General features: G+C 72.1%; 18 protein-coding genes and 1 riboswitch. Of the genes, 6 read left to right on the top strand and 12 right to left on the bottom strand.

Translation table 11 applies throughout. The features are described from left to right. Positions 1-4: 4 nt before the first annotated feature. From C7474_RS05860 to C7474_RS05870, 3 genes are all read right to left on the bottom strand, one after another. Positions 5-337 carry a DUF7882 family protein gene (locus tag C7474_RS05860; RefSeq protein WP_121058053.1) on the bottom strand — a complete coding sequence of 111 codons (333 nt, stop codon included), beginning with the start codon at positions 335-337 and terminating at the stop codon, positions 5-7. Between the two features lie 92 nt (positions 338-429). Then, on the bottom strand, positions 430-1,368 hold the full coding sequence (locus C7474_RS05865; protein ID WP_121058054.1) for a helix-turn-helix transcriptional regulator: 939 nt from the start codon (positions 1,366-1,368) through the stop codon (positions 430-432). 87 nt (positions 1,369-1,455) lie between these two features. Further along, the gene (locus tag C7474_RS05870; RefSeq protein WP_241965141.1) at positions 1,456-2,964 is read right to left on the bottom strand and encodes an MDR family MFS transporter; all 1,509 of its coding nucleotides are present in this window, start codon (positions 2,962-2,964) and stop codon (positions 1,456-1,458) included. 118 nt (positions 2,965-3,082) lie between these two features. Here C7474_RS05870 and C7474_RS05875 point away from each other — a divergent pair, with 118 nt between their 5' ends. Continuing rightward, positions 3,083-4,981 (top strand): ABC transporter ATP-binding protein, encoded by a 1,899-nt coding sequence (locus tag C7474_RS05875; protein ID WP_121058056.1) that lies wholly within the window; start codon positions 3,083-3,085, stop codon positions 4,979-4,981. A 44-nt stretch (positions 4,982-5,025) separates the two neighbouring features. Here the strand turns inward: C7474_RS05875 and C7474_RS05880 are convergent, their stop codons facing one another. The 7 genes from C7474_RS05880 to C7474_RS05910 form a co-directional block, all read right to left on the bottom strand. Then, positions 5,026-5,232 carry a hypothetical protein gene (locus C7474_RS05880; protein ID WP_121058057.1) on the bottom strand — a complete coding sequence of 69 codons (207 nt, stop codon included), beginning with the start codon at positions 5,230-5,232 and terminating at the stop codon, positions 5,026-5,028. 62 nt (positions 5,233-5,294) lie between these two features. Next, on the bottom strand, positions 5,295-6,257 hold the full coding sequence (locus C7474_RS05885; RefSeq protein ID WP_121058058.1) for a glycosyltransferase family 2 protein: 963 nt from the start codon (positions 6,255-6,257) through the stop codon (positions 5,295-5,297). After that, a complete protein-coding gene (locus C7474_RS05890; RefSeq protein WP_121059276.1) occupies positions 6,254-7,390 on the bottom strand; it encodes a cysteine desulfurase family protein in 1,137 nt (378 codons plus the stop codon). The genes C7474_RS05885 and C7474_RS05890 overlap by 4 nt, the downstream gene beginning before the upstream one ends. Next, positions 7,390-8,244, bottom strand: coding sequence for a carboxylating nicotinate-nucleotide diphosphorylase (nadC, locus tag C7474_RS05895; RefSeq protein ID WP_121058059.1), 855 nt, complete (start codon positions 8,242-8,244; stop codon positions 7,390-7,392). Before nadC ends, C7474_RS05890 begins: the two co-directional genes overlap by 1 nt. Next, a complete protein-coding gene (gene nadB, locus C7474_RS05900) occupies positions 8,244-9,866 on the bottom strand; it encodes an L-aspartate oxidase (RefSeq protein ID WP_121058060.1) in 1,623 nt (540 codons plus the stop codon). The genes nadC and nadB overlap by 1 nt, the downstream gene beginning before the upstream one ends. Continuing rightward, positions 9,863-11,176, bottom strand: a complete 1,314-nt coding sequence (gene nadA / locus C7474_RS05905; RefSeq protein WP_121058061.1) for a quinolinate synthase NadA — start codon at positions 11,174-11,176, stop codon at positions 9,863-9,865. The genes nadB and nadA overlap by 4 nt, the downstream gene beginning before the upstream one ends. A 15-nt stretch (positions 11,177-11,191) precedes the next feature. Beyond that, the gene (locus C7474_RS05910) at positions 11,192-11,884 is read right to left on the bottom strand and encodes an NUDIX hydrolase (RefSeq protein WP_121058062.1); all 693 of its coding nucleotides are present in this window, start codon (positions 11,882-11,884) and stop codon (positions 11,192-11,194) included. Between the two features lie 245 nt (positions 11,885-12,129). Here C7474_RS05910 and C7474_RS05915 point away from each other — a divergent pair, with 245 nt between their 5' ends. The 5 genes from C7474_RS05915 (at position 12,130) to gcvP (ending at position 19,421) form a co-directional block, all read left to right on the top strand. Next, complete coding sequence (locus C7474_RS05915; RefSeq protein WP_338418392.1) at positions 12,130-13,308, top strand: MarP family serine protease; 1,179 nt, start codon at positions 12,130-12,132, stop codon at positions 13,306-13,308. Positions 13,309-13,398: 90 nt separating this feature from the next. Next, positions 13,399-13,490: riboswitch (glycine riboswitch) on the top strand. A gap of 136 nt (positions 13,491-13,626) precedes the next feature. Then, on the top strand, positions 13,627-15,018 hold the full coding sequence (locus tag C7474_RS05920; RefSeq protein WP_241965142.1) for an L-serine ammonia-lyase: 1,392 nt from the start codon (positions 13,627-13,629) through the stop codon (positions 15,016-15,018). 10 nt (positions 15,019-15,028) lie between these two features. Then, positions 15,029-16,168, top strand: a complete 1,140-nt coding sequence (gene gcvT / locus C7474_RS05925) for a glycine cleavage system aminomethyltransferase GcvT (RefSeq protein ID WP_121058064.1) — start codon at positions 15,029-15,031, stop codon at positions 16,166-16,168. Continuing rightward, positions 16,165-16,548 carry a glycine cleavage system protein GcvH gene (gene gcvH / locus C7474_RS05930; RefSeq protein ID WP_121058065.1) on the top strand — a complete coding sequence of 128 codons (384 nt, stop codon included), beginning with the start codon at positions 16,165-16,167 and terminating at the stop codon, positions 16,546-16,548. The genes gcvT and gcvH overlap by 4 nt, the downstream gene beginning before the upstream one ends. Next, positions 16,545-19,421, top strand: coding sequence for an aminomethyl-transferring glycine dehydrogenase (gene gcvP / locus C7474_RS05935; RefSeq protein WP_121058066.1), 2,877 nt, complete (start codon positions 16,545-16,547; stop codon positions 19,419-19,421). The genes gcvH and gcvP overlap by 4 nt, the downstream gene beginning before the upstream one ends. A gap of 49 nt (positions 19,422-19,470) precedes the next feature. On the opposite strand, the gene C7474_RS05940 is transcribed toward gcvP, so the two are convergent. Together C7474_RS05940 and C7474_RS05945 are read right to left on the bottom strand one after the other, a co-directional pair. Then, complete coding sequence (locus C7474_RS05940; RefSeq protein WP_121058067.1) at positions 19,471-20,502, bottom strand: type IV toxin-antitoxin system AbiEi family antitoxin domain-containing protein; 1,032 nt, start codon at positions 20,500-20,502, stop codon at positions 19,471-19,473. A gap of 217 nt (positions 20,503-20,719) precedes the next feature. Next, positions 20,720-21,508 carry a CPBP family intramembrane glutamic endopeptidase gene (locus tag C7474_RS05945; protein ID WP_121058068.1) on the bottom strand — a complete coding sequence of 263 codons (789 nt, stop codon included), beginning with the start codon at positions 21,506-21,508 and terminating at the stop codon, positions 20,720-20,722. Positions 21,509-21,632 lie beyond the last annotated feature (124 nt).

The following is a 21,632-nucleotide window of genomic DNA, read 5'->3' on the forward strand; positions in this document are numbered from 1 at the left end:
GGGCTCAGAGGTCGGCCGTTCCGGCGTCGGCGTCCACCCCGGCTTCGGGCTCCTCGACCAGCTGCAACCCCGCGGGGGAGTTGGCCTCCTCGGAGAGGAGCTCGATCCAGGCGAGGGACAGCGCGCCGGACCGCCTGCGCCGGTACGAGAACTGCAGTGACGCGTCGGGATGCAGCCACATGACGCTGCGGCCGCTGCCCTCGTGCGGCGGCTGCGACCAGGAGAAGTAGAAGGACTCGCCGCGTCGCAGCTTCTCGGCGATGACGACCTGCAGATGCGCGAGGGTGCGATCGTCGATCTCCAGTCTCACCGACTGCTCGTACACCAGACGTCCCACGCGGCGGCCTCCCGGACGCCATCGTCACCCGGAGGGGACCACCGGGCCGACGGCGGGTCCGCCACGCGAAACGGATGTGCGATCCGCGAACGTCAGCGGTGCGCGCGACGGGTCTGCGCCGGGTTGACCCCGTAGGCCGCGCGGTACAGCGCGGCGAAACGGGCACCGTGGCCGAAGCCCCAGCGTGCGGCGATCTCGCCGACGCTCCCGGCATGCGGGTCGCACAGGTCGGCGTGTGCTCCCGAGAGGCGCACCTGGCGCAGTCGGTCGCGCGGGGACGTGCCGAGCGCGCGACGGAACGCGTACTGCAGCCCGCGCGGTGTGATGCCCGCGGCCCGGGCGATGTCGTCGACCGTGATCGGCTCGTGCGCGTGCGCGTCGATGAAAGCGAGTGCGCGTCGCACGGTCGCCGGCGCCGCGGATCGCTGCGTCGCCCCGTCGACGGCGGTGGCGAATGCGGGGGAGAAGGCGCTGAGTGTCACGTGCAGCGCATGCCGTGCCACCTCCGTGTGCAGCAGTGGTGCGGGATCGGATGCCGGATCACGGAGCGTCTGGGCCGCGTAGCGGAAGGCGCGTTGCCACGCTCCGCCGACCGCCGGGTCGGGACGCGCGTCGGCGATGCCCAGCACGAAGGCGTCGTCTCCCGTCATCCGCCGCGCTTGCCGCTGCGCCTCGGCACGATCGAAGACGAACGCCTGCACCCGTGCCCGCCCGTCCCAGCGGGCCTCGACCGGACGCTCCGTGGTGGCCCAGGGCAGCCGGGAGACGAGGGGGCCGTGCGTGTCCCAGGCGCCGCCGTCGTCGGCGACCAGACGGCAGACCATGAGCTGCTCGTCGGGGGCCACGCGCGAGTGCACGGCGGCGTTCAGCTCGTACTCGATGACCGCCAGACCGTCGACGGTGGCCGAGTCCCAGGCGAACGCGAACCGGTGGGGGACGACGCCGTGCAGGCGCGCCGAGGGGACGAATCGCTGCCAGACGTCCTCGACGGCCGCGGTGCCCGTCGTGCGCAGGCGTAGTCGGTCGATCATCGGGCTCTCCTCACCGCTTCGATCCTCACACGGCGCCGCGGGTGCGCTGCGCCGTGCGCGGGATGCGAGTCGGCCGTGCTGCGCCGGTCAGTGACCGGCGGGCATGCCCTCCGGCGCGTCGGCGGGCTTGCGGATGAAGAACGCGCTGATCAGCAGCGGGGTGCCGATGATCGCCGCGAGCAGGAACGCCGCCCGGGCTCCGGCGGCGCCGGCGGCCGCCTCGGCAGCCCCGGCCGCGGCCTGCGACGCGCTCACCGAGGACATGACCGTGATGAGCAGGGCGATGCCGGCCGCTCCGGCGACCTGCTGGATCGTCGAGACCGTCGCGGAGCCGTAGGAGTAGTACTTCGGCTCGAGCGAGCCCAGCGACGCGGTGAACAGCGGCGTGAACGACATCGCGAGCCCCACCGACAGCAGGGTCTGCGTGACCACGAGTGCCCACACCGGCGTGGACTCGGTGAGCGTCGTGAACCACCACAGGATGGCGAGCACGATCACGGTGCCCGGCAGCAGCAGCACGCGCGTGCCCCAGCGGTCGTAGATGCGGCCGATGACGGGTCCGAGCAGGCCCATCGCGAGGGCGCCCGGCAGCACGACGAGCCCGGCATCCGTGGCCGACATGCCCATCGGGCCCTGCATGAACAGCGGCAGGGCCGTGATCGTGCCGAAGAACGCGAGCGACATGACCGCGAAGTGGGCCACCGAGAGCGAGAAGTTGGCGGAGCGGAAGATGCGCAGATCGAGCAGCGCGTCGTCGACCTTCTGCAGCACGAGCTGACGCCACACGAACAGGCCGAGGGCGACGACGCCGATCGACAGCGACACGACGAGCGTGACGGTCGCCAGCCCCGAGGCGGCCTGGGCGGCCGCGTCGGTCGCCCCACCGTGACCGCCGCCGCCGATCTGGCTGAGGCCGAACACGAGACCGCCGAATCCGAGGGCCGACAGCAACACCGAGAGGATGTCGAGGGGGGCGTGGCTGGTCTCGCCGAGGTTCTGGATCCACTTGACCCCGACCGCGAGGGCGAGGACGGCGATCGGCAGGACGATCGCGAAGATCCAGCGCCAGCTGAGGTTGTCGAGCACGAGGCCCGACATCGTCGGCCCGATCGCGGGGGCGAGCGAGATGACGACGCTCACGCGGCCCATCATCCGACCGCGCAGGTGCGCGGGGACCACCGTCATGAGGGTCGTCATCAGCAGCGGCATCATGACCGCGGTGCCGGATGCCTGCACGACGCGGCCGACGAGCAGCACCTCGAAGCCCGGAGCGACGAGCGCGATGAGGGTGCCGGTGGAGAACAGTCCCATCGCGGTGGCGAACATCGCACGCGTCGAGAAGCGGCGCAGCAGGAACCCGGTGGTGGGGATGACGACGGCCATCGTCAGCATGAACGCGGTGGTGAGCCACTGCGCGGTGACCTCGGTGATGTCGAGGTCGTGCACGAGGTGGGGGATCGCGACGCCCATCGTCGTCTCGTTGAGGATCGCGACGAATGCGGCGGCGAGCAGCAGCCAGATGACCCGGTTCTCCTTCGCGCCCACGGTGGTGGGCGGCGTGGCCGGAACGGTGCGGACGGTGTCGGTGGTAGCCAAAGGGGGACTCCTCGTGGATGAGCGCGGGAAGTCGACCCGAGAGCCGGGACGAACTCTCACCCTAACGGCGCGGTCCGACACGGCATTCCCGATCCGGTGACACGATTTGGTCATGAGTATGGGTGGGCCAGGCGGCGGACATCCCGGCGGGCGACCCGGGTTCCGCGGCGTGGACGAGGCGGCGCAGCGTCGGCAGAACGCCGATGCCCCCCACATCGAGGGACTGGGACGCCGAGTGGTGGCGCTCTTCCGCCCCTACACGGGTCGCCTCGTCGTCACCGGCGCGCTGGTCGTGCTGGGCGCGGCGATCGCGGTCATCCCGCCGCTGATCGTGCAGCGCATCTTCGACGAGGCGCTCTTCCCGGTCGACGGTGGCGCCCCCGACCTGCCCTTGCTGGCACAGCTCGTCGCGGCCACCATCGGGCTGTACCTGCTGTCGGCGGCCATCGGGGTCGTGCAGACCTGGCTGACCTCGACGGTGGGCAACCGGGTGACCGGAGATCTGCGGGTGCGGCTGTTCGAACACCTGCAGTCGATGGAACTCGCCTTCTTCACCCGCACCAAGACGGGTGTCATCCAATCGCGCCTCCAGAACGACGTGGGCGCGGTGTCGGGTGTGCTCACGAACACGCTCACCAGCATCCTGGGCAACGCCGTGACGGTCGTCTCGGCGCTGGTGGCCATGATCATCATCGACTGGCGGCTGACGCTCATCTCGGTCGCCCTCATGCCCGTGCTGGTGCTCGTGCAGCGGCGCGTCGGTCAGGTGCGCGCGCGGATCGCCGGGCAGACGCAGGAGTCGCTGTCGGAGCTCACCTCGATCACGCAGGAGACCCTGAGCGTGTCCGGCGTGCTCCTGTCGAAGGCGTTCAACCGGCAGGGCGCAGAATCGGCGCGATACCAGGACGAGAACCGCAACCAGGTCGCCCTGCAGATCAAACGCGCCATGAGCGGTCAGGGATTCTTCGCCGTCGTGCAGGTGATCATGGCGTCGGTCCCGGCACTCATCTACCTCGTCGCGGGGTGGCTCATCGGCGCCGGCACCGACGCGATCACCGCGGGGACGATCGTCGCGTTCACGACCGTGCAGGCGCGGCTGCTGCAGCCGCTCATGGGGCTGCTGCGCGTCTCGCTCGACCTGCAGACCTCGGCGGCGATCTTCGCGCGCATCTTCGAGTACCTCGATCTGCGACCCGCGATCGCCGACCCCCCGCGCGCCGCCCGGGTGGACGACGCTCCCGGTCCCGTCGGACGCATCGAGTTCCGCGATGTCGTCTTCCGGTATCCGGATGCCGCGCCCTCGACGCGGCCGTCGCTGGACGGCGTGTCCTTCGTCGCCGAGCCGGGTCAGCACGTCGCGTTCGTCGGTCCCTCGGGGGCGGGGAAGACCACCGTGCTCTATCTCGCGCCGCGCCTGTACGAGGCGACCGGCGGCACGGTTCTGTTCGCCGGCGCCGACGTACGCGAGCTCGCGGCAGACTCGATCATCGAGCAGATCGGGATCGTGTCGCAGGAGACCTACCTGTTCCACGCCTCGATCGCCGAGAATCTGCGCTACGCAAAGCCCGATGCCACGGATGCCGAGCTCGTCTCCGCGTGCACGGCGGCGAACATCCACCACGTGATCACGTCGTTCGCGCGCGGCTACGACACCGTCGTCGGCGAACGCGGGTACCGGCTGTCGGGCGGCGAGAAGCAGCGCATCGCGATCGCGCGGGTGCTGCTCAAAGACCCGCCGGTGCTGCTGCTGGACGAGGCCACCAGCGCCCTCGACACCGTCTCGGAGCGGGTCGTGCAGGAGGCGCTGGACGCCGCCGCGCGAGGGCGCACGACGCTCACCGTCGCGCACCGGCTCTCGACGGTCGTCGGCGCCGACGTCATCCACGTCGTCGAGGCGGGGCGCATCGTCGAATCCGGCGCCCACCTCGAACTGCTCGCGGCGGGAGGCCTCTACGCCCAGCTGGCCGCCGAGCAGATCGCCGCGGCGCGGATCGAGCAGTTCGAGGAGGACGCCTGAGGAACTCCCCGCGGCTCAGCAGGCTCGGGGAGACTCAGCGAGGCTCAGGAGCGCTCGGCGTCCGGCCAGTCCTCGGAGCCGATCGCGTCGGTCGGCTCCGGCGTCGGCTCATCCTCCTCGACGGCCTTCGGCGTCGGCGAGACGAGGTCCTGCGTGGACTGCTCCTGCAGCTCGTCGATCTCCTCGCGCAGCTCGCCGAGGTCGGGCCCGTCGGGCGTGGCGGGCAGCGGCGTTGCGGATGCATCGGTCATGGGCGCCAGCATAGGCGTCGTCGCCGTCGCGGTCACCCGCGGGCCTCGACGGCGTGCCGCGTTCACCAGAGTCGAGCGGCAGAGAGCAACGGGGCCGAATCGGAGTCGAGCACGATCTCCTCGTCCTCCGCACGCGCGGCGAGGTCGCGCACGAAGGCGCCGAGCGCGCGACGGTACGCGTCGTCGCGATGGCCCTGCGCGATGCGCACGAGCGGTGGCACGTCCATGTCGAGGATCAGCCGCACCCGGGAACGCGCGGCGGCCGCGTGCCCCGCGGCGTCGAGCACGGCGATGCCGCCTCGCATCGCCTCGAGGTAGTCGGCGAGTACGGGCACGGCATCCTTGTGCTGGGTGATCGAAGAGCCGTCGGCGCGTTCGCGCCAGTGCACCACGACGTCGGGCACGACGTCGATGCCGCGCGCCAGCGTGTAGAGGCGCTGCGCGACGAGCTGGTCCTCGTACAGCTTCCCCTCGGGGAAGCGCACCTCCGCCCGACGCCACAGCTCGATGCGGCTCACCTTCGACCACGCGACGATGTTGCCCGAGACGTCGGGGTGAGCGGTCAGGTCGGTGCCGGCCCGGGGCGGGGCGGTCGCGGCGCTCACCCACGGCTGCACGATCCCCGGCGTGTATCCGCCGTCGGCATCGGGCCGAAGCCGGACGTACGCGCCGACGGCGATGTCGCTTCCCGACGCGTCGAGGGCACCGACGAGGCGCTCGAGCGCCGACGGCGTCATGACGTCGTCGGCGTCGAGGAATCCGACGAAGGGCGTCTGCACGAGGTCGAGACCCGCGTTTCGGGCGGCGCCCAGACCGCGGGGGATGTCGTGACGCACGAGCGAGAAGCGCGGGTCGGTGGCCGTGGCATCCGCGAAGATCGCCGTCGTCGCGTCGGTGGAACCGTCGTCGACGAGCACGGCGCACCAGGAGTCGAGGGTCTGCGCGCGCAGCGACGCGAGCGCCTCGGCGGCGAACTCGCCGACATCGCGCCCCGGGACGATGACGGTGACGACCGGCGTGCTCACCCGGTCGATCGTACTGCCGTGACGGATGCGGCGACCGCCGCGGCGAGCTGCGCCGGATCCGGCGACCCGCCGTGGCCGAACGTGAAGCGCACCGCGGTGAGGGCGACATCCGGGGCGACGCCGCACGCGAGCAGCACGTGCGACGGGTCGCTGTCGCCGGCTGCGCACGCCGAGCCGCTCGACGAGACGACGCCGCGGCGCTCGAGTTCGAGCAGCACGGCCTCGCCCGACGTTCCGGTGAACGTGAAGCTCGCCGTGCCCGGCAGCCGGTGCACCGGGTCGCCGGTCAGGCGCGCGTCCGGGACGGTGGCGAGCACGGCGTCGATGAACGCCGTCGTCACAGCGCCGACGCGCGCGGCGTCGGCGGAACGTTCCGCCTCGGCGAGTTCCAGGGCGGTGGCGAATCCGACGGCGCCGGCGACGTCCTCCGTGCCCGAGCGCCGTCCGCGTTCCTGACCGCCGCCGTGCAGCAGCGGCTCGAGCGGGATCCTGCCGCGCACGGCGAGCACTCCGGTGCCCTGCGGCGCCCCGATCTTGTGTCCCGCGATCGAGAGCGCGTCGGCGCCGGTGCCGGACAGTGCCAGCCAGCCGGCCGCCTGCACCGCGTCGAGGTGCAGCGGCACGCGTGCGGTGGCGGCGGCGATCGCGCCGACGTCCTGCACGGTGCCGATCTCGTTGTTGGCGTACCCGATGCTCACGAGCGCGGTGTCGGGCCGCAGCGCCGCGGCGACGGCATCCGGGTCGATGCGGCCGGTCGACGAGACCGCCAGGCGGGTGACCTGCACGCCGTGGACGCGTTCGAGGTACGCGCACGACGCCAGCACGGCCTCGTGCTCGATCATCGACGTGATGACATGGCCGGGGATGCCGGAGCGCAGTGCCGCGGCGATCGTGATGCCCTTGATCGCGAGGTTGTCGGCCTCGGTGCCGCCCGAGGTGAACACGATGTCGCCGGCCCGCATGCCCACGAACGCGGCGACGCGGGCGCGCGCGTCGGCCAGCGCTCCGGCTGCCCGCTCGCCGACGGTGTGGTGGCTCGACGGGTTGCCGAAGCGGTCGGACAGGTGCGGCAGCATCGCCTGCAGCACCTCGGGGCGCACCGGTGTCGTCGCGGCGTGATCGAGGTAGAGCATCACACCTCGATGCGCACGTCCAGCCCGAGATCCAGGGCCGGCGCGGAGTGGGTGAGGGCGCCGACCGAGATGACGTCGACGCCGGTCTCGGCGATCGCGCGGACGCTCGTCAGGTCGACGCCGCCGGATGCCTCGATCTGCGCGCGCCCGGCGATCTTCTCGACGCCCGCGCGCAGGTGCTCGAGCGTGAAGTTGTCGAGCATGATCGTGTCGACCCCGGCCGCCAGCACCGCCTCGATCTGGTCGAGATGATCGACCTCGACCTCGACGTGCGCGGTGTGGGGGAGTCGGGCAATCGCGCCCTGCAGGGCCTGCGTCACCGGCGCGCCGCCCGCGGTGAGCACCGCGAGGTGGTTGTCCTTGGCCATGACGGCGTCCGACAGGGAGAAGCGGTGGTTGTGGCCGCCGCCGCAGCGCACCGCGTGACGCTCGAACGCGCGCAGCCCCGGTGTGGTCTTGCGGGTGTCGGCGATCCGCGCGCCGGTGTGCGCGACCTGCTCCACGTAGCGCGCCGTCAGCGTCGCGATGCCCGACATCCGCTGCACGAAGTTCAGGGCGACCCGCTCACCCGTCAGCACCCCGCGGGCGGGTCCGGTCACCGTGGCCAGCACGTCACCGACGTCGAACGCCGCGCCGTCGGCGACGGTCTGCGTCACGTGCACCGCCGGGTCGGTGAGGGTGAACGCGGCGGCGAACACGGCGCCGCCGCTGAAGACCCCGGGCTCCCGGGCGATCAGATCCGCCGTCGCGACGGCATCCGCGGGGATGAGCGACGAGCTGGTGAGATCGCCCCAGGGCGCATCTTCCTCGAGCGCGGCCTGCACGACGCGGGAGATGTGGGCGGCGGTGAGCATCAGGCGACCTCCTGCTGTTCGGAACTCCGGAGATCCGCGCGATCGCGGCGACCGGAAGCGTTTTCGAGCGGCGACACGGCGTGGATCTCCGGAGTTGTGGACGAGGCGGCGGCGTCGCGCCGGAAGTGCGCGCCGACCGACTCGGTGCGGGCGAGGGCGGCGGCGACGACCGCGCGGGCAACGACGAGCAGGTTCGCGTCCTCCCGGGCGGCGGCATCCGTCGGTTCCGGCATCGCCCGGCCGTCGAGCACGCGCGCCGCGTGCGCGAGCCCCGCCGCATCGCGCTCGACACCCGCGCACTCCCACATGAGCTGCTGCAGCTCCGCGCGGCGCATCGGTGCGCGAGGGGTCGCGACACGCGATGCGTCCGCGGCGGGCGCCGCGTGTTGCGACCCCTCGCGGACGGGAAGGCCGGGCGCGGGTGCGGATGCCGGGGCCGACGCGGCGGCTCGGCCGGCACGGGCGCCGAAGACGGCGCCCTCCAGCAGCGAGTTCGAGGCCAGGCGGTTCGCGCCGTGCACGCCGGTGCGGGCGACCTCGCCGGCGGCGAACAGACCGGGGATCGACGTCCGGCCGTCGAGGTCGGTCACGACACCGCCCATGAGGTAGTGGGCCGCAGGGGTGACGGGGATGGGCTCGCGCGCCCAGTCCAGTCCGCGGGCGCGGACGGCGGCGTCGATCGTCGGGAAGCGCTCGGCGAGGAAGTCGGCCGTCGCGGCGGGAGTGGCGCGCAGTCCGGTGGCGTCGAGCAGCACGGGGCGTCCGTCCTGCGCGGCCATGGCCGTCACGATCGCGCGGGCCACGACGTCGCGGGGCGCGAGCTCGGCATCGGGGTGCACGTCGACCATGAAGCGGTGCCCCCGCGCGTCGCGCAGCACCGCGCCCTCGCCGCGCATCGCCTCGGAGACGAGGAACGCATCACCGGCGGCGAGCACCGTCGGATGGAACTGCACGAACTCGAGGTCGGCGACCTCGGCGCCGGCCCGCAGCGCCGCGGCGATGCCGTCACCGGTCGCGACGGCGGGATTGGTCGTGTGCGCGTAGAGCTGCCCGGCGCCCCCGGTCGCGAGCACGACGGCGTCCGCCCGCACCGTGCGCAGGGCGCCGGCGACGAGCAGTTCGACCCCGACGCAGCGTCCGCCGTCCGTCAGCAGTTCGGTGAGCAGTGCGCCCTCGACGATCTCGACGCCGTCGGTGCGGAGGCGGGCGATCAGGCCGGCCTCGATCACGGCGCCGGTCGCGTCGCCCCCCGCGTGCAGCACACGGGGGTAGGAGTGTGCGGCCTCGAGTCCGCGGACGAAGGCGCCGTCGGCGGTGCGGTCGAAGGCGACCCCCGCCGCGACGAGCTCGCGGATGCGCGCGGGACCCTCGGAGGCGAGCACGCGCACGGCGGCAGGGTCGCCGAGGCCGGCCCCGGCCATGAGCGTGTCGCGCACGTGGTCGGCGACGCGGTCGTCGTCGAACATGACCGCGGCGACCCCGCCCTGCGCGTAGCGCGTGTTCGACTCCGCGAGCGACGCCTTCGTCACAAGGGTCACCCGCGCGCCGGCCGCCGCGGCGTGGTGGGCCGCGGTGAGCCCCGCGATCCCGGAGCCGACGACGACCACGTGCGGCGTGGTCACGGCCGTGCCGCCAGCATCCGCTCGAGTGCGACCCGCGCGGGGTCGGCGACGTCCGCCGGCACCGTCACCCGGTTGAGCACTGTGCCGGCGACGAGTCCCTCCAACACCCAGGCGAGGTAGCCGGGGTGGATGCGGTACATCGTCGAGCACGGGCACACGACGGGGTCGAGGCAGAATATCTCGTGCTGCGGATGCTGCGCCGCGAGCCGCTGCACGAGGTTCACCTCGGTGCCCACCGCGAACACGGTCGGCTCGGTCGTCGCGGCGATCGCGGTGCGGATGTAGTCGGTCGATCCTGCCTCGTCGGCGGCGTCCACGACGTCCATCGGGCATTCCGGGTGCACGATGACGCGGACGCCGGGGTGGTCGGCGCGGGCCTTGTCGATCTGGGCCGTCGTGAACCGGCGGTGCACCGAGCAGAAGCCGTGCCAGAGGATGACGCGGGCATCGTCGAGCGTCGCCTCGTCGGATCCGCCGAGGGGCTTGCGCGGGTTCCACATCGGCATCTGCGCGAGCGGGACCCCCATCGCCTTGGCGGTGTTGCGCCCCAGGTGCTGGTCGGGGAAGAACAGCACCCGGCGGCCGCGGGCGAACGCCCATTCCAGCACGGTGCGCGCGTTCGACGACGTGCAGACGATGCCGCCGTGACGGCCCACGAAGCCCTTGATCGCCGCGGAGGAGTTCATGTACGTCACCGGGATCACCGGCACGAGGCCGTCGGCATCCGCCTCGTCCATGTCGCCGTAGATCTCGGCCAGCTGCTCCCAGCACTCCTCGACCTCGTCGATCGAGGCCATGTCGGCCATCGAGCATCCGGCGGCGAGATTCGGGAGGATGACGGCCTGGTCGGGACGCGACAACAGGTCGGCGGTCTCGGCCATGAAGTGCACGCCGCAGAACACGATGGCCTCGGCATCCGGATGCTGCTGCGCGAACCCGGCGAGCTGGAACGAGTCGCCGGTGTGGTCGGCGTGGACGATGATCTCCTCGCGCTGATAGTGGTGGCCCATCACCACTACGCGGTCGCCGAGGGTCTGCTTCGCCGCGCGGATGCGGCGGTCGAGCTCTTCCTCGCTCGCCTCCCGGTACTCGGCGGGCAGCTCGCCCTGCCGGGGTGCACCGGTGGGGATGACGTCGCCCATCGACGATCCCGGACCGTAGCCGGGGCGGGCGTCGAATTCCCACGGGCCGGCGGCGAGGTCGGTGTTGCAGGTCTCGCCCGGGGCGGCCCCGGCGACGATCGCCTGGATGCCGTGGTCGACGGACGGGTCGACCGGACGCGGCTGGAGCGTGAGGAGGGTGGCGGCCATGGTTCGCGCCTTTCGTCAATCGGGCAGCGGCCCGCGCTCGGCGAGCTCGACGTCGTGGTTGTAGCGGTAGAGGCGCGCGGGGCGGTGGCTGCCGCCGCGGCGCTCGTCGGTGGGGATGAGGGTCGCCGAGCCTTCGACCTGGCGGCGGAAGTTCGCGGGGTCGAGCCTGCGGCCGAGGATCGCCTCGTACACCTCGCGGAGGTCGGCGAGGGTGAACAGGTCGGGCAGCAGTCCGTGCGCGATGCGGCTGTAGCCGACCTTGTTGCGCAGGCGCCACAGCGCGTAGCGCACGATGTGGTCGTGGTCGAAGGCGAGCTCGGGGTGGGTGGTCGCGTCGAACCACGCGACGTTCTCCTGTGCGGTCGCACGGGATTCGTCTTCGCGCACGAGCGCCCAGTAGACGATCGACACGACGCGCGTGGGGGAGCGGTCGACGTCCCCGAACGCGTAGAGCTGCTCGAGGTAGCTCGGGGCGAGTCCGGTCGTCTCGGCGAGTGTGCGGGAGGCCGCGGCCTCCATACCTTCGACGTCGCCGAGCCATCCGCCGGGAAGTGCCCAGCGGCCCTCGAACGGGTCGCGGGTGCGGCGCACGAGCGGCATCACGACGCGTGCGCGGTCGTCGCCGGGGTCGCGGCGCAGCGAGAAGATCACGGTCGAGACGGCGACGCGAATCTGCTCGGGGTGCGGATGCTCGGTTAGGGTAGACATGACTGTAACTCCGTGATGCATCTTATTGTCACGCTGACACGAAGTGCAAGCCGGGGTGGCCGTGCCTGCGCGGCCGAACCGATCGCCTCGCGAGTTCGCCGCATGACACGCGAGATCGCCGGTCGGTGCGCGAGATCGCCGGCGAGCTCGGCGCGCAACCGGCGAGCTCGGCGCGCGACCGGCGAACTCGGCGGCGGCGCATGCGGGGATCTCAAAGCTCGTGCCCGTAGCCTCGGGAGTCGGAGGTGCCCGTGTTCGTGGTCGACGTCATCGTCGTGGCAGCGCTGATCGTCGCGTTCGCGATCGGCCTGAGCCGCGGTTTCGTCGCGACCATCGGCACCATCGCCGGGCTCGTCGTCGGCGCGTTCGTGTCCGCATGGCTCGTGCCGCTCGTCGGTCCGCTCGTGCCGGATGCCGCCTGGCGCGGCGCGGCCACCATCGGCGCCACGGTGGCCCTCGTGCTCCTCGGCGGCGCTGTCGGATCCGCCATCGGCCGGGTCGTGCGCCGCGGCGTCGACCGCGTGAAGCTCAGCTGGCTCGATCGCACGCTCGGCGCCGCCGTCGGAACGGTCGCCACCGCCCTCGTGCTGCTGATGGTCGGCCAGTCGGTCACCGCCACCGGCACACCGGTGGTCTCGTCGGCCGTCGCGTCCTCCAAGGTGCTCGGCTGGATCGACGACCTCACGCCGCCACCCATGGACACCGCTCTCGCCCAGCTGCGGGCGCTCGTCGTCGACGAGGGGATCCCGACGCTCGGCGCGCTGTTCGAGTTCGAGCAGGCTCCCACGGCGCCGCCCATCGCCCTGGACGATCCCGAGCTGCAGCAGGCCGCCGCATCCGTCGCCCGCATCGGCGGCACCGCGTATGCGTGCGGCGTGTCCCTCACCGGCTCCGGCTTCGTCGTCGCCGACGACCTCGTCGTCACCAACGCGCACGTCGTCGCCGGCGTCGACGCGCCCGTCGTGGAACTGCCCGGGCGCTCGGCGGCGGAGGGACGCGTGGTGTACTTCGACCCGGTCGACGACCTCGCCGTCATCGCCGTGGGATCCCTCGACGCGCGGGCGCTGCCCCTCACCGAGCAGCTCGCGCCCGGTGATCGTGCGGCCGTGCAGGGATATCCGCTGGGCGGCCCGTTCACGAGCATCGGTGCCGATGTGCTCTCGGAGGGCACCGTGCCCGTCCCCGACATCTACGACGATTCTTCGACGCCGCGCGCCGTCTACGCCCTCGCCGCGGACGTGCAGCCGGGTAACTCGGGCGGTCCGCTGCTGACGGCCGACGGCGAGGTCGCCGGAGTCGTCTTCGCCCGCGGCGCCGACGGCGAGGGCCGCGGTTATGCGATGACGGTCGCCGAGCTCGCGCCGGCGCTCGGGGCCGCATCCGCGCAAGGCCCGACGGTCTCGACCGGCCGCTGCACCGGGTGACCTTCCGAGCGGGCCGTATCGCGTCGGGCGCGGCATCCGCGGTGATGCCCGACGCCCGCTAGACTCGAGCCCACAACAGCACAGACCGTTTCACCCGTCACGGGAGAACACCGCCGCAGCGTGGTGTGCCGTAGGAGCAACCCCTCCCGGAATCTCTCAGGCCCACGTACCGTGGCGGTGAGGTCACTCTGGAAAGCGACGCCCAGGCGTCCGCCGACGGGGCAAGCGCGGTGCGCCGCGTGGAAACTCTCAGGCCCATGACAGAGCGGGAGGAACTCGCCGCGACCCCGCCCCGGGGTGGCCAGAACGGAGTTCCCCTTGACCGACGCTCTTGCACCCCCGCCGTACATCGGCGTGTTCGACCTGTTCACGATCGGGATCGGGCCGTCGTCGTCGCACACCGTCGGGCCGATGCGCGCCGCCGCCGACTTCGTCGCGCGGCTCGGGGACGAGCTGACCGCCGCGACGGGGCTCGCCGTCACCCTGTACGGATCGCTGGCCGCGACCGGTGAAGGTCACGGCACCTTCGCCGCCGTGCTGCTGGGGCTCGAAGGATGCCGTCCCGACGACATCCGCGCCGACGAGGTCGCGGCGCGCACCGCGCGCATCGAACGCGACGGCACGGTCGTGCTGGCGGGCGGCCCGGCCGTCCCGTTCCGGACCTCCGATATCGTGCGGGAGCCGTTCACCGTGCTCGAACGCCACACCAACGGCATCCGCTTCGCCGTGACAGACGCCGAAGGCGCGCAGATCGCGTCCGCGCTGTACTTCTCGGTCGGCGGCGGCTTCATCGTGCGCGACGGCGCCGCGCCGACGACGGCCGACGCGACCGCCGTGCCCTACCCGTTCGCCTCGGCCGACGAGCTTCTCACGCTGTGTCGCCGCGAGGGGCTCTCGATCGCCGAGGTCGTGCGCCGCAACGAATGCACGCGGCGCACCGACGACGCCGTCGACGCCGGCATCCTCGCGATCCGCGACGCGATGCACGAGTGCGTGGCCGCCGGAATAGCGTCGTCGGGCGTGCTCCCGGGCGGGCTGGACGTGCGCCGTCGCGCCCCCGGTTGGCACGACAGGCTCCGCGCCGAAGACCCCGACCGCGACCCGCGGTTCTGGCAGGAGTGGGTGAACCTCGTCGCCCTCGCCGTCAACGAGGAGAACGCTGCCGGCGGCCGGGTCGTCACCGCCCCCACCAACGGCGCCGCGGGCATCATCCCGGCGGTCCTCCACTACGCGGAGCAGTACTCGCCCGCCGCGGGGACCGGCTCGCGCGACGACATCGCGATCGAGTTCCTGCTGACGGCTGCCGCGATCGGCGCGCTCTACAAGACCCGCGCGTCCATCTCGGGCGCCGAGGTCGGCTGCCAGGGCGAGGTCGGCTCCGCGTCGTCGATGGCCGCCGGCGCGCTGGCCGCCGTTCTCGGCGGCACTCCCGAGCAGGTCGAGAACGCAGCCGAGATCGCGATGGAGCACAACCTCGGCCTCACCTGTGACCCCGTGGGCGGGCTCGTGCAGATCCCGTGCATCGAACGCAACGCGATCGCCGCGGGGAAGGCGATCAACGCCGCCAAGATGGCCCTGTGGGGCGACGGCACGCACCGGGTCTCGCTGGACACCGTGATCGAGACCATGCGGCAGACCGGCCGCGACATGAGCGACAAGTACAAGGAAACCGCGATGGGCGGCCTCGCCGTCAACGTGGTGGAATGCTGAGGAGGCCCGCATGAGCGAGACAGACCCCGTCCCGAGCGCCCCGCGCACGAGCCCGCTGCACGCGCGGCACGAGGCGCTCGGCGCGTCGTTCACCGACTTCGGCGGCTGGCTGATGCCGGTGCGCTACACCTCCGACCTCGCCGAACACCACGCCGTGCGCACGGCGGCGGGCCTGTTCGACATCTCGCACATGGCCGAGTTCACGGTGTCCGGACCGGAATCCGGCGCCTACCTCGACCACGCCCTGGCCGGACGACTGTCGGCGCTCCCGGTCGGGAAGGCGAAGTACTCCCTCGTGCTCGCCGAGACCGGGGGCATCGTCGACGACGTCATCGTCTACCGCCTGCGCGACGACGAGTACCTCGTCATCTCCAACGCCGGCAATCGCGCCGCCGTCGCCGAGGCGCTGGCCGTGCGCGCGACGGCCTTCGACGTCGATGTCGTCGACGTCACCGACGACTACGCGCTCATCGCCGTGCAGGGACCGGTCGCCGAGGCGATCCTCGCCGACCTGGATGCGATCTCCGCCGTGTCGGTGCCCTGGGGTGAGCAGCGCTACTACGCCTGGGCGGACGCGACGTTCGACGGGCACCCGCTGCTGCTGGCGCGCACCGGCTACACCGGCGAGGACGGCTTCGAACTGCTCGTGCCGGTGGCGGCGGCATCCGCGCTCTGGGATGCGCTGCTGACGGCGGGCAAGTCGCGGGGCCTCGTGCCTGCCGGCCTCGCCGCGCGCGACACCCTGCGCCTGGAGGCGGGGATGCCGCTCTACGGCCACGAGCTGTCCCTCGACACGGCGCCGGCGCAGGCGGGCCTCGGCCGCGTCGTCGTCGCCGACAAGCCGGACTTCGTCGGCAAGACCGCCCTCGCCGGCGGCTTCGGGACCGACGGTCGCGTGCTCGTCGGCCTCGTCGGCGAGGGGCGGCGCGCCGGCCGCGCCGGCTACCCCGTCTACGCGGATGCCGCCGGCGGCGAACCGATCGGCGAGATCACGAGCGGGGCCCTCAGCCCCACCCTCGGCCACCCTGTCGCGATGGCCTTCGTCGACGCGGGCCAAGCGGCATCCGAGACCACCCTGTACATCGACGTCCGCGGCACGCGCCTGCCCGCCGCGGTGACCACCCTGCCCTTTTACCGGAGGACGACATGACCGACCTGACCAGCCTCAAGTACACCGCCGAGCACGAGTGGGTCGCCCTCGACGGCGACATCGCCACCGTCGGCATCACCGACTACGCCGCCGACAAGCTCGGCGACATCGTCTACGTCGACCTGCCGGCCGTGGGCACCGCCACCACCGCGGGCGCCGTGTGCGGCGAGATCGAGTCGACGAAGTCCGTCGGCGAGCTCTACGCCCCGCTGGACGGCGAGGTCGTCGAGACCAACGCCGACGCGGACGCCGACCCCGGCATCGTGAACTCCGAGCCGTTCGGCGGCGGCTGGCTGCTGAAGCTCCGCGTCGACCCCGCCGCTGTCGACGCGCTCCTCGACCGCGCCGCGTACGAGGCGCTCACCGGAAGCGACGCATGACCGGCGCCTTCTCGACCCGTCACATCGGCACCGACGCGCCCGCACAGGCGCACATGCTGGGCGCGCTGGGGTACGACAGCGTCGATGCCCTCGTCGAACGCGCCGTCCCGGCATCCATCCACGTGCAGCCGCTCGCCCAATCGGTGCTGCCGCCCGCGGCGTCGGAGGCCGAGGCCCTCGCCGAGCTGCGTGGCCTCGCCGCCCTCAACCGGCCCGCGCGCGCGATGATCGGCCTCGGCTATTACGACACGCTCACGCCGTCGGTCATCCAGCGCAACGTGCTCGAGAACCCGTCCTGGTACACCGCCTACACGCCGTACCAGCCGGAGATCTCGCAGGGGCGCCTCGAGGCGCTCATCAATTTCCAGACGATGGTGACCGACCTCACCGGACTCGCGACGGCGAACGCGTCGATGCTCGACGAGGCCACCGCCGTCGTCGAGGGGATGCTGGTCGCCCGGCGCGCCTCGAAGTCCACGTCGAACGTGTTCCTCGTCGACGCCGACGCGTTCCCGCAGACCAAGGCGCTGCTGGCGCACCGGGCCGCGGCCCTCGGCATCGAGCTGCACGAGATCGACCTCTCCGAGCCGGTGTCGCCGCCGGCCGACGTCGACGTGTTCGGCGCGTTCGTGCAGTACCCGGGCGCGTCCGGACGCGTCTGGGATCCCTCCGAGGCGATCGCCGCCGTGCAGGCGCAAGGCGGCCGCGTCGTCGTCGCCGCCGACCTGCTCGCCCTCACCCACCTGCGCTCGCCCGGATCGCTCGGCGCCGACATCGCGGTGGGCACGACGCAGCGCTTCGGCGTGCCGCTGGGCTTCGGCGGACCCCACGCCGGGTACATGGCGGTGCGCGCAGGACTCGAACGTCAGCTGCCGGGGCGGCTCGTCGGAGTGTCGCAGGATGTGGCCGGCAGGCCTGCGTACCGCCTCTCGCTGCAGACGCGCGAGCAGCACATCCGACGCGAGAAGGCGACCTCGAACATCTGCACCGCGCAGGTGCTTCTGGCCGTGATGGCGTCGATGTACACGGTTTACCACGGACCCGAAGGTCTCACCGCGATCGCCGCCGACGTCGCCGGGAAGGCGGCGCTGCTGCGCGACTGGATCGTCGAGGCGGGCGGCGAGGTGCTCCACGACGCGTTCTTCGACACGATCGTCGTGGCCGCCCCGGGCCGGGCGGATGCGGTCGTCGCGACGGCTCGGGAGCGCGGCTTCCAGCTGTGGTTCCGTGACGCCGACTCGGTCGGGATCTCGGTGGACGAGACCACGACCGTCGCCGAGCTGCACGCCCTCGCGCAGGTGTTCGGCGGGCCCGAGCATCGGGCGTTCGGGTTCACCGCATCCTCGGCTGCGGGACTGTCGGCGCTGCCCGAGGACCTCCGCCGCGAAGACGAGTTCCTCACGCATCCGGTGTTCAACACGCACCGCTCCGAGACGGCGATGATGCGCTACCTCAAGCAGCTCGCCGATCGGGACTACGCGCTGGACCGCGGCATGATCCCGCTCGGCTCGTGCACGATGAAGCTCAACGCCGCGACCGAGATGGCGGCGGTCACGTGGCCCGAGTTCAGTCGCGTGCACCCCTTCGCGCCGGCCGACGACGTCGCCGGATACCTCGTGATGATCGAGCAGCTGGAGTCGTGGCTCGCCGAGGTCACCGGCTACGACGCCGTCTCGCTGCAGCCGAACGCGGGCTCGCAGGGCGAGCTCGCCGGCCTGCTGGCGATCCGCGGCTACCACCACTCCCGCGGTGACGTGCACCGCGACGTCTGCCTCATCCCGTCGTCCGCGCACGGCACGAATGCGGCATCCGCGGTGCTCGCCGGGATGCGGGTCGTCGTCGTCGCGTGCGACGAGTCGGGCAACGTCGACCTCGACGATCTGCGCGCCAAGATCGCGGCGCACTCCGACGCGCTGTCGGCGCTGATGATCACGTACCCGTCGACGCACGGCGTGTACGAGCACGACGTGATCGACATCACGGCGGCCGTGCACGAGGCCGGTGGGCAGGTGTACGTCGACGGCGCGAACCTCAACGCGCTGCTCGGCTTCGCGCGGTTCGGCGACCTCGGCGGCGACGTGTCGCACTTGAACCTGCACAAGACGTTCGCGATCCCGCACGGCGGCGGCGGACCCGGTGTGGGTCCCGTCGCCGCGAAGGCGCACCTCGCGGCGTTCCTGCCCTCGCACCCGCTCGCGCAGCGCGCCGAGCACGCCGGCGGATTCACGTTCGACGGCGGCCCGATCTCCGCCGCGCCGTACGGGTCGGCATCCATCCTGCCGATCTCGTGGGCGTACGTGCGGATGATGGGCGCCGACGGCCTGCGCGCCGCGACCGGTGCCGCGGTGCTCGCGGCGAACTACGTCGCCGAGCGACTGCGCGCGCACTTCCCGGTGCTGTACGCGGGCGAGGGAGGGCTCGTCGCGCACGAGTGCATCCTCGACCTGCGCCCGCTGAAGGACGAGACCGGCGTCACGGTCGACGACGTCGCCAAGCGCCTGATCGACTACGGGTTCCATGCGCCGACGATGTCGTTCCCGGTCGCCGGCACCCTCATGGTGGAGCCGACCGAGTCGGAGGACCTGGCCGAACTCGACCGGTTCGTCGACGCGATGGTCGCCATCCGCGCCGAGGCCGCGGCGGTCGCGGCGGGGGAGTGGCCGGCATCCGACAACCCCCTCGTGAACGCTCCGCACACGGCAGAGTCGGTCGTGGTCGGCGAGTGGACCCACGCGTACCCACGCGAGCGCGCCGTGTACCCGGTGGCCTCCCTCGTGCGCACGAAGTACTGGCCACCGGTGCGCCGTATCGACAACGCCTACGGCGACCGCAACCTCGTCTGCGCCTGCCCGCCCCCCGAGGCCTTCGCGTAGCCCCGCGGGGGTCGTCGGGGTGTCTCCTCCCGCTGCGGCCCGCGAGACCTCAACTGTCGGACGAGACCGTGGGTGGCACCCGCGGTCTCGTCCGCACGTTGAGGTCTCGCGGATGCAGCTGCGCGGGGCGCAGCAGCCGGGCGAAGGAATGCAGCTGCAGCGCGTTCTCGGGGAGGAACGGTCGGAGGCCGTGGCCCGACAGCAGGGCTCGCACCGATTCGACGTCGGCGGTCTCGGCCCAACCCCAGTGCGCGATCGACCGCACATGTGGGCCGATCAACCGCGCGTCACGTCGGCGCCTGGCGCGCAGAGCGGCGACAGGATCGCCGAAGGTGCCGTCGTACTTCAGCTCGCCGTCGACTTCGCCCAGCAGCCCGGCGGAGTCCCACCAGAAGTCGCCGCGGTCGGCGGTTCCATCCGGGTGTGAGAATCTCACCTGAAGATCCGGGTCGGGATACCCGAGCCACTCGATGAGGGCGAGATTGAGTGACTCGAGCATCGACTCCGGCCGCGCGTCCGCGACGGTCAGCGGCCACCGAGCGTGCCGTCGTCCGCGGCTGCTGGCGCGCGTCTCGTTGTCGTGGACCATCGACGCGAGATCCAGCGTCCGGTCGAGGCGCAGCGCGGCATCCGCCATCGCTCTGCCGAGCGCGTTGTGGCGGTGCCGTGCCAATGTGACGGCCGTTTCGCCGGGTGATGTCACAAGCAGACCACCGACATCGAGAGGGGTCGACGGATCCGACCGGGCGTGCGCGCGCACACCCGCGTACATCCGGGATGCCGACGCGGACTCGACCAGGATGTGAACGGCGCCCGGATCGCCGATCACCCCCAACCCGAGGAGCACGGCGGCCGACTCGTGGGAGAACACCGCATCCGGATAGGACCCCGCGACCGCATGGACTCGCGCGAGATACCGATCCCACGGCGCAAGATCACGCCACGCATCCACCGGGACGTAGATGCCGCGCCGGACTCGCTGCACGTCACCACGGGCCACCGCCCGCTCGGGGTGGGCGAGCTCGTCGGTGCGCAGCAGGGCGATCGGGCAGGGTCGGATGGTCTGTTCCGGATCAGTCATCGCCCCACTCTGCGGCGCTTCGCGGCCCCGCCGTCGTCGAATCTGTCGACTTCTGGATGCCGCGTGCCGATCGGCCTCCTGGGGAGGAAAGGTTCAGCATCCGCGAGACCTCAACGGCCGGACGAGACCGAGGGATCCCACCGCGGTCTCGTCCGGCAGATGAGGTCTCGCGGTCCCGGAGGCCGCCAGGGCCCAGAGCCGCGCCCCGCCGGGCGGGTCAGGCGAAGACGGTGGGCCACCAGGCGGCGGCGAGGGGGTAGCCGACGAAGGCGACCACGTCGATCAGCACATGGGCGATCACGAGCGGCATGACGCGGCCCCAGCGGTGGTAGACCCAGCCGAAGACGGCGCCCATGGCGATGTTGCCGACGATCGCGCCGAAGCCCTGGTACGCGTGGTACGCGCCGCGCAGCGCGGCGGTGGACAGGATGATGGTCCAGGTGCCCCAACCGAGCCGGCGCAGCCGGTCGAACAGGTAGCCGATGAACACGACCTCCTCGGTCAGGCCCGCCCGCAGCGCCGCGAACAGCAGCAGCGGGATCGTCCACCACGACGAGTCCAGCGGCGACGCGTCCACCTGCACGGTGATCCCGAGCGCGCGGCCCGCCGCATACAGCGCGAGGCCGGGCACGCCGATCACGAGCACGAGCAGGATGCCGGCTCCGACGTCGCGTCCGAACGCGCGGAAGTCCAGGCCGATCCGGCGGAACGCCGACACCCCCGGCTCCCACAGCAGCCAGATCGCCAGGGCGATCGGGGCCAGGGCGAACGCCTGCGAGAGGAACTGGTTCAGCACGTCCCAGAACTGCGCCGCGTTCGCGCCCGGGTTCAGCGACGTCGACTGGTCGCCGAGGGCGACGTCCCGGGTCAGCGCCTGCACGAGCGAGAGCACGGAGTACAGCGCGGACCGGCCCACCGAGAGTGCGAGCACGATCGCGACCTCCCACCACAACCTCGTGCGAGAGTGGGCCCAGCTGAGCGTTTTCGCGGTCTGAGTGTCGGTCACGTTGTCAGATTGTCACAGCCATGTTGCGATCAGTAAAGGATCTGTAACGGTTTGGCAACCTGGCGTGGGCCACGCCGGACCCGTGCTTAGTGTGTTCCCATCCGCGCCCGTTCGGCCCCCGCCG

It is taken from the genome of Microbacterium telephonicum (genome assembly GCF_003651225.1).
Taxonomy (GTDB): domain Bacteria; phylum Actinomycetota; class Actinomycetes; order Actinomycetales; family Microbacteriaceae; genus Microbacterium; species Microbacterium telephonicum.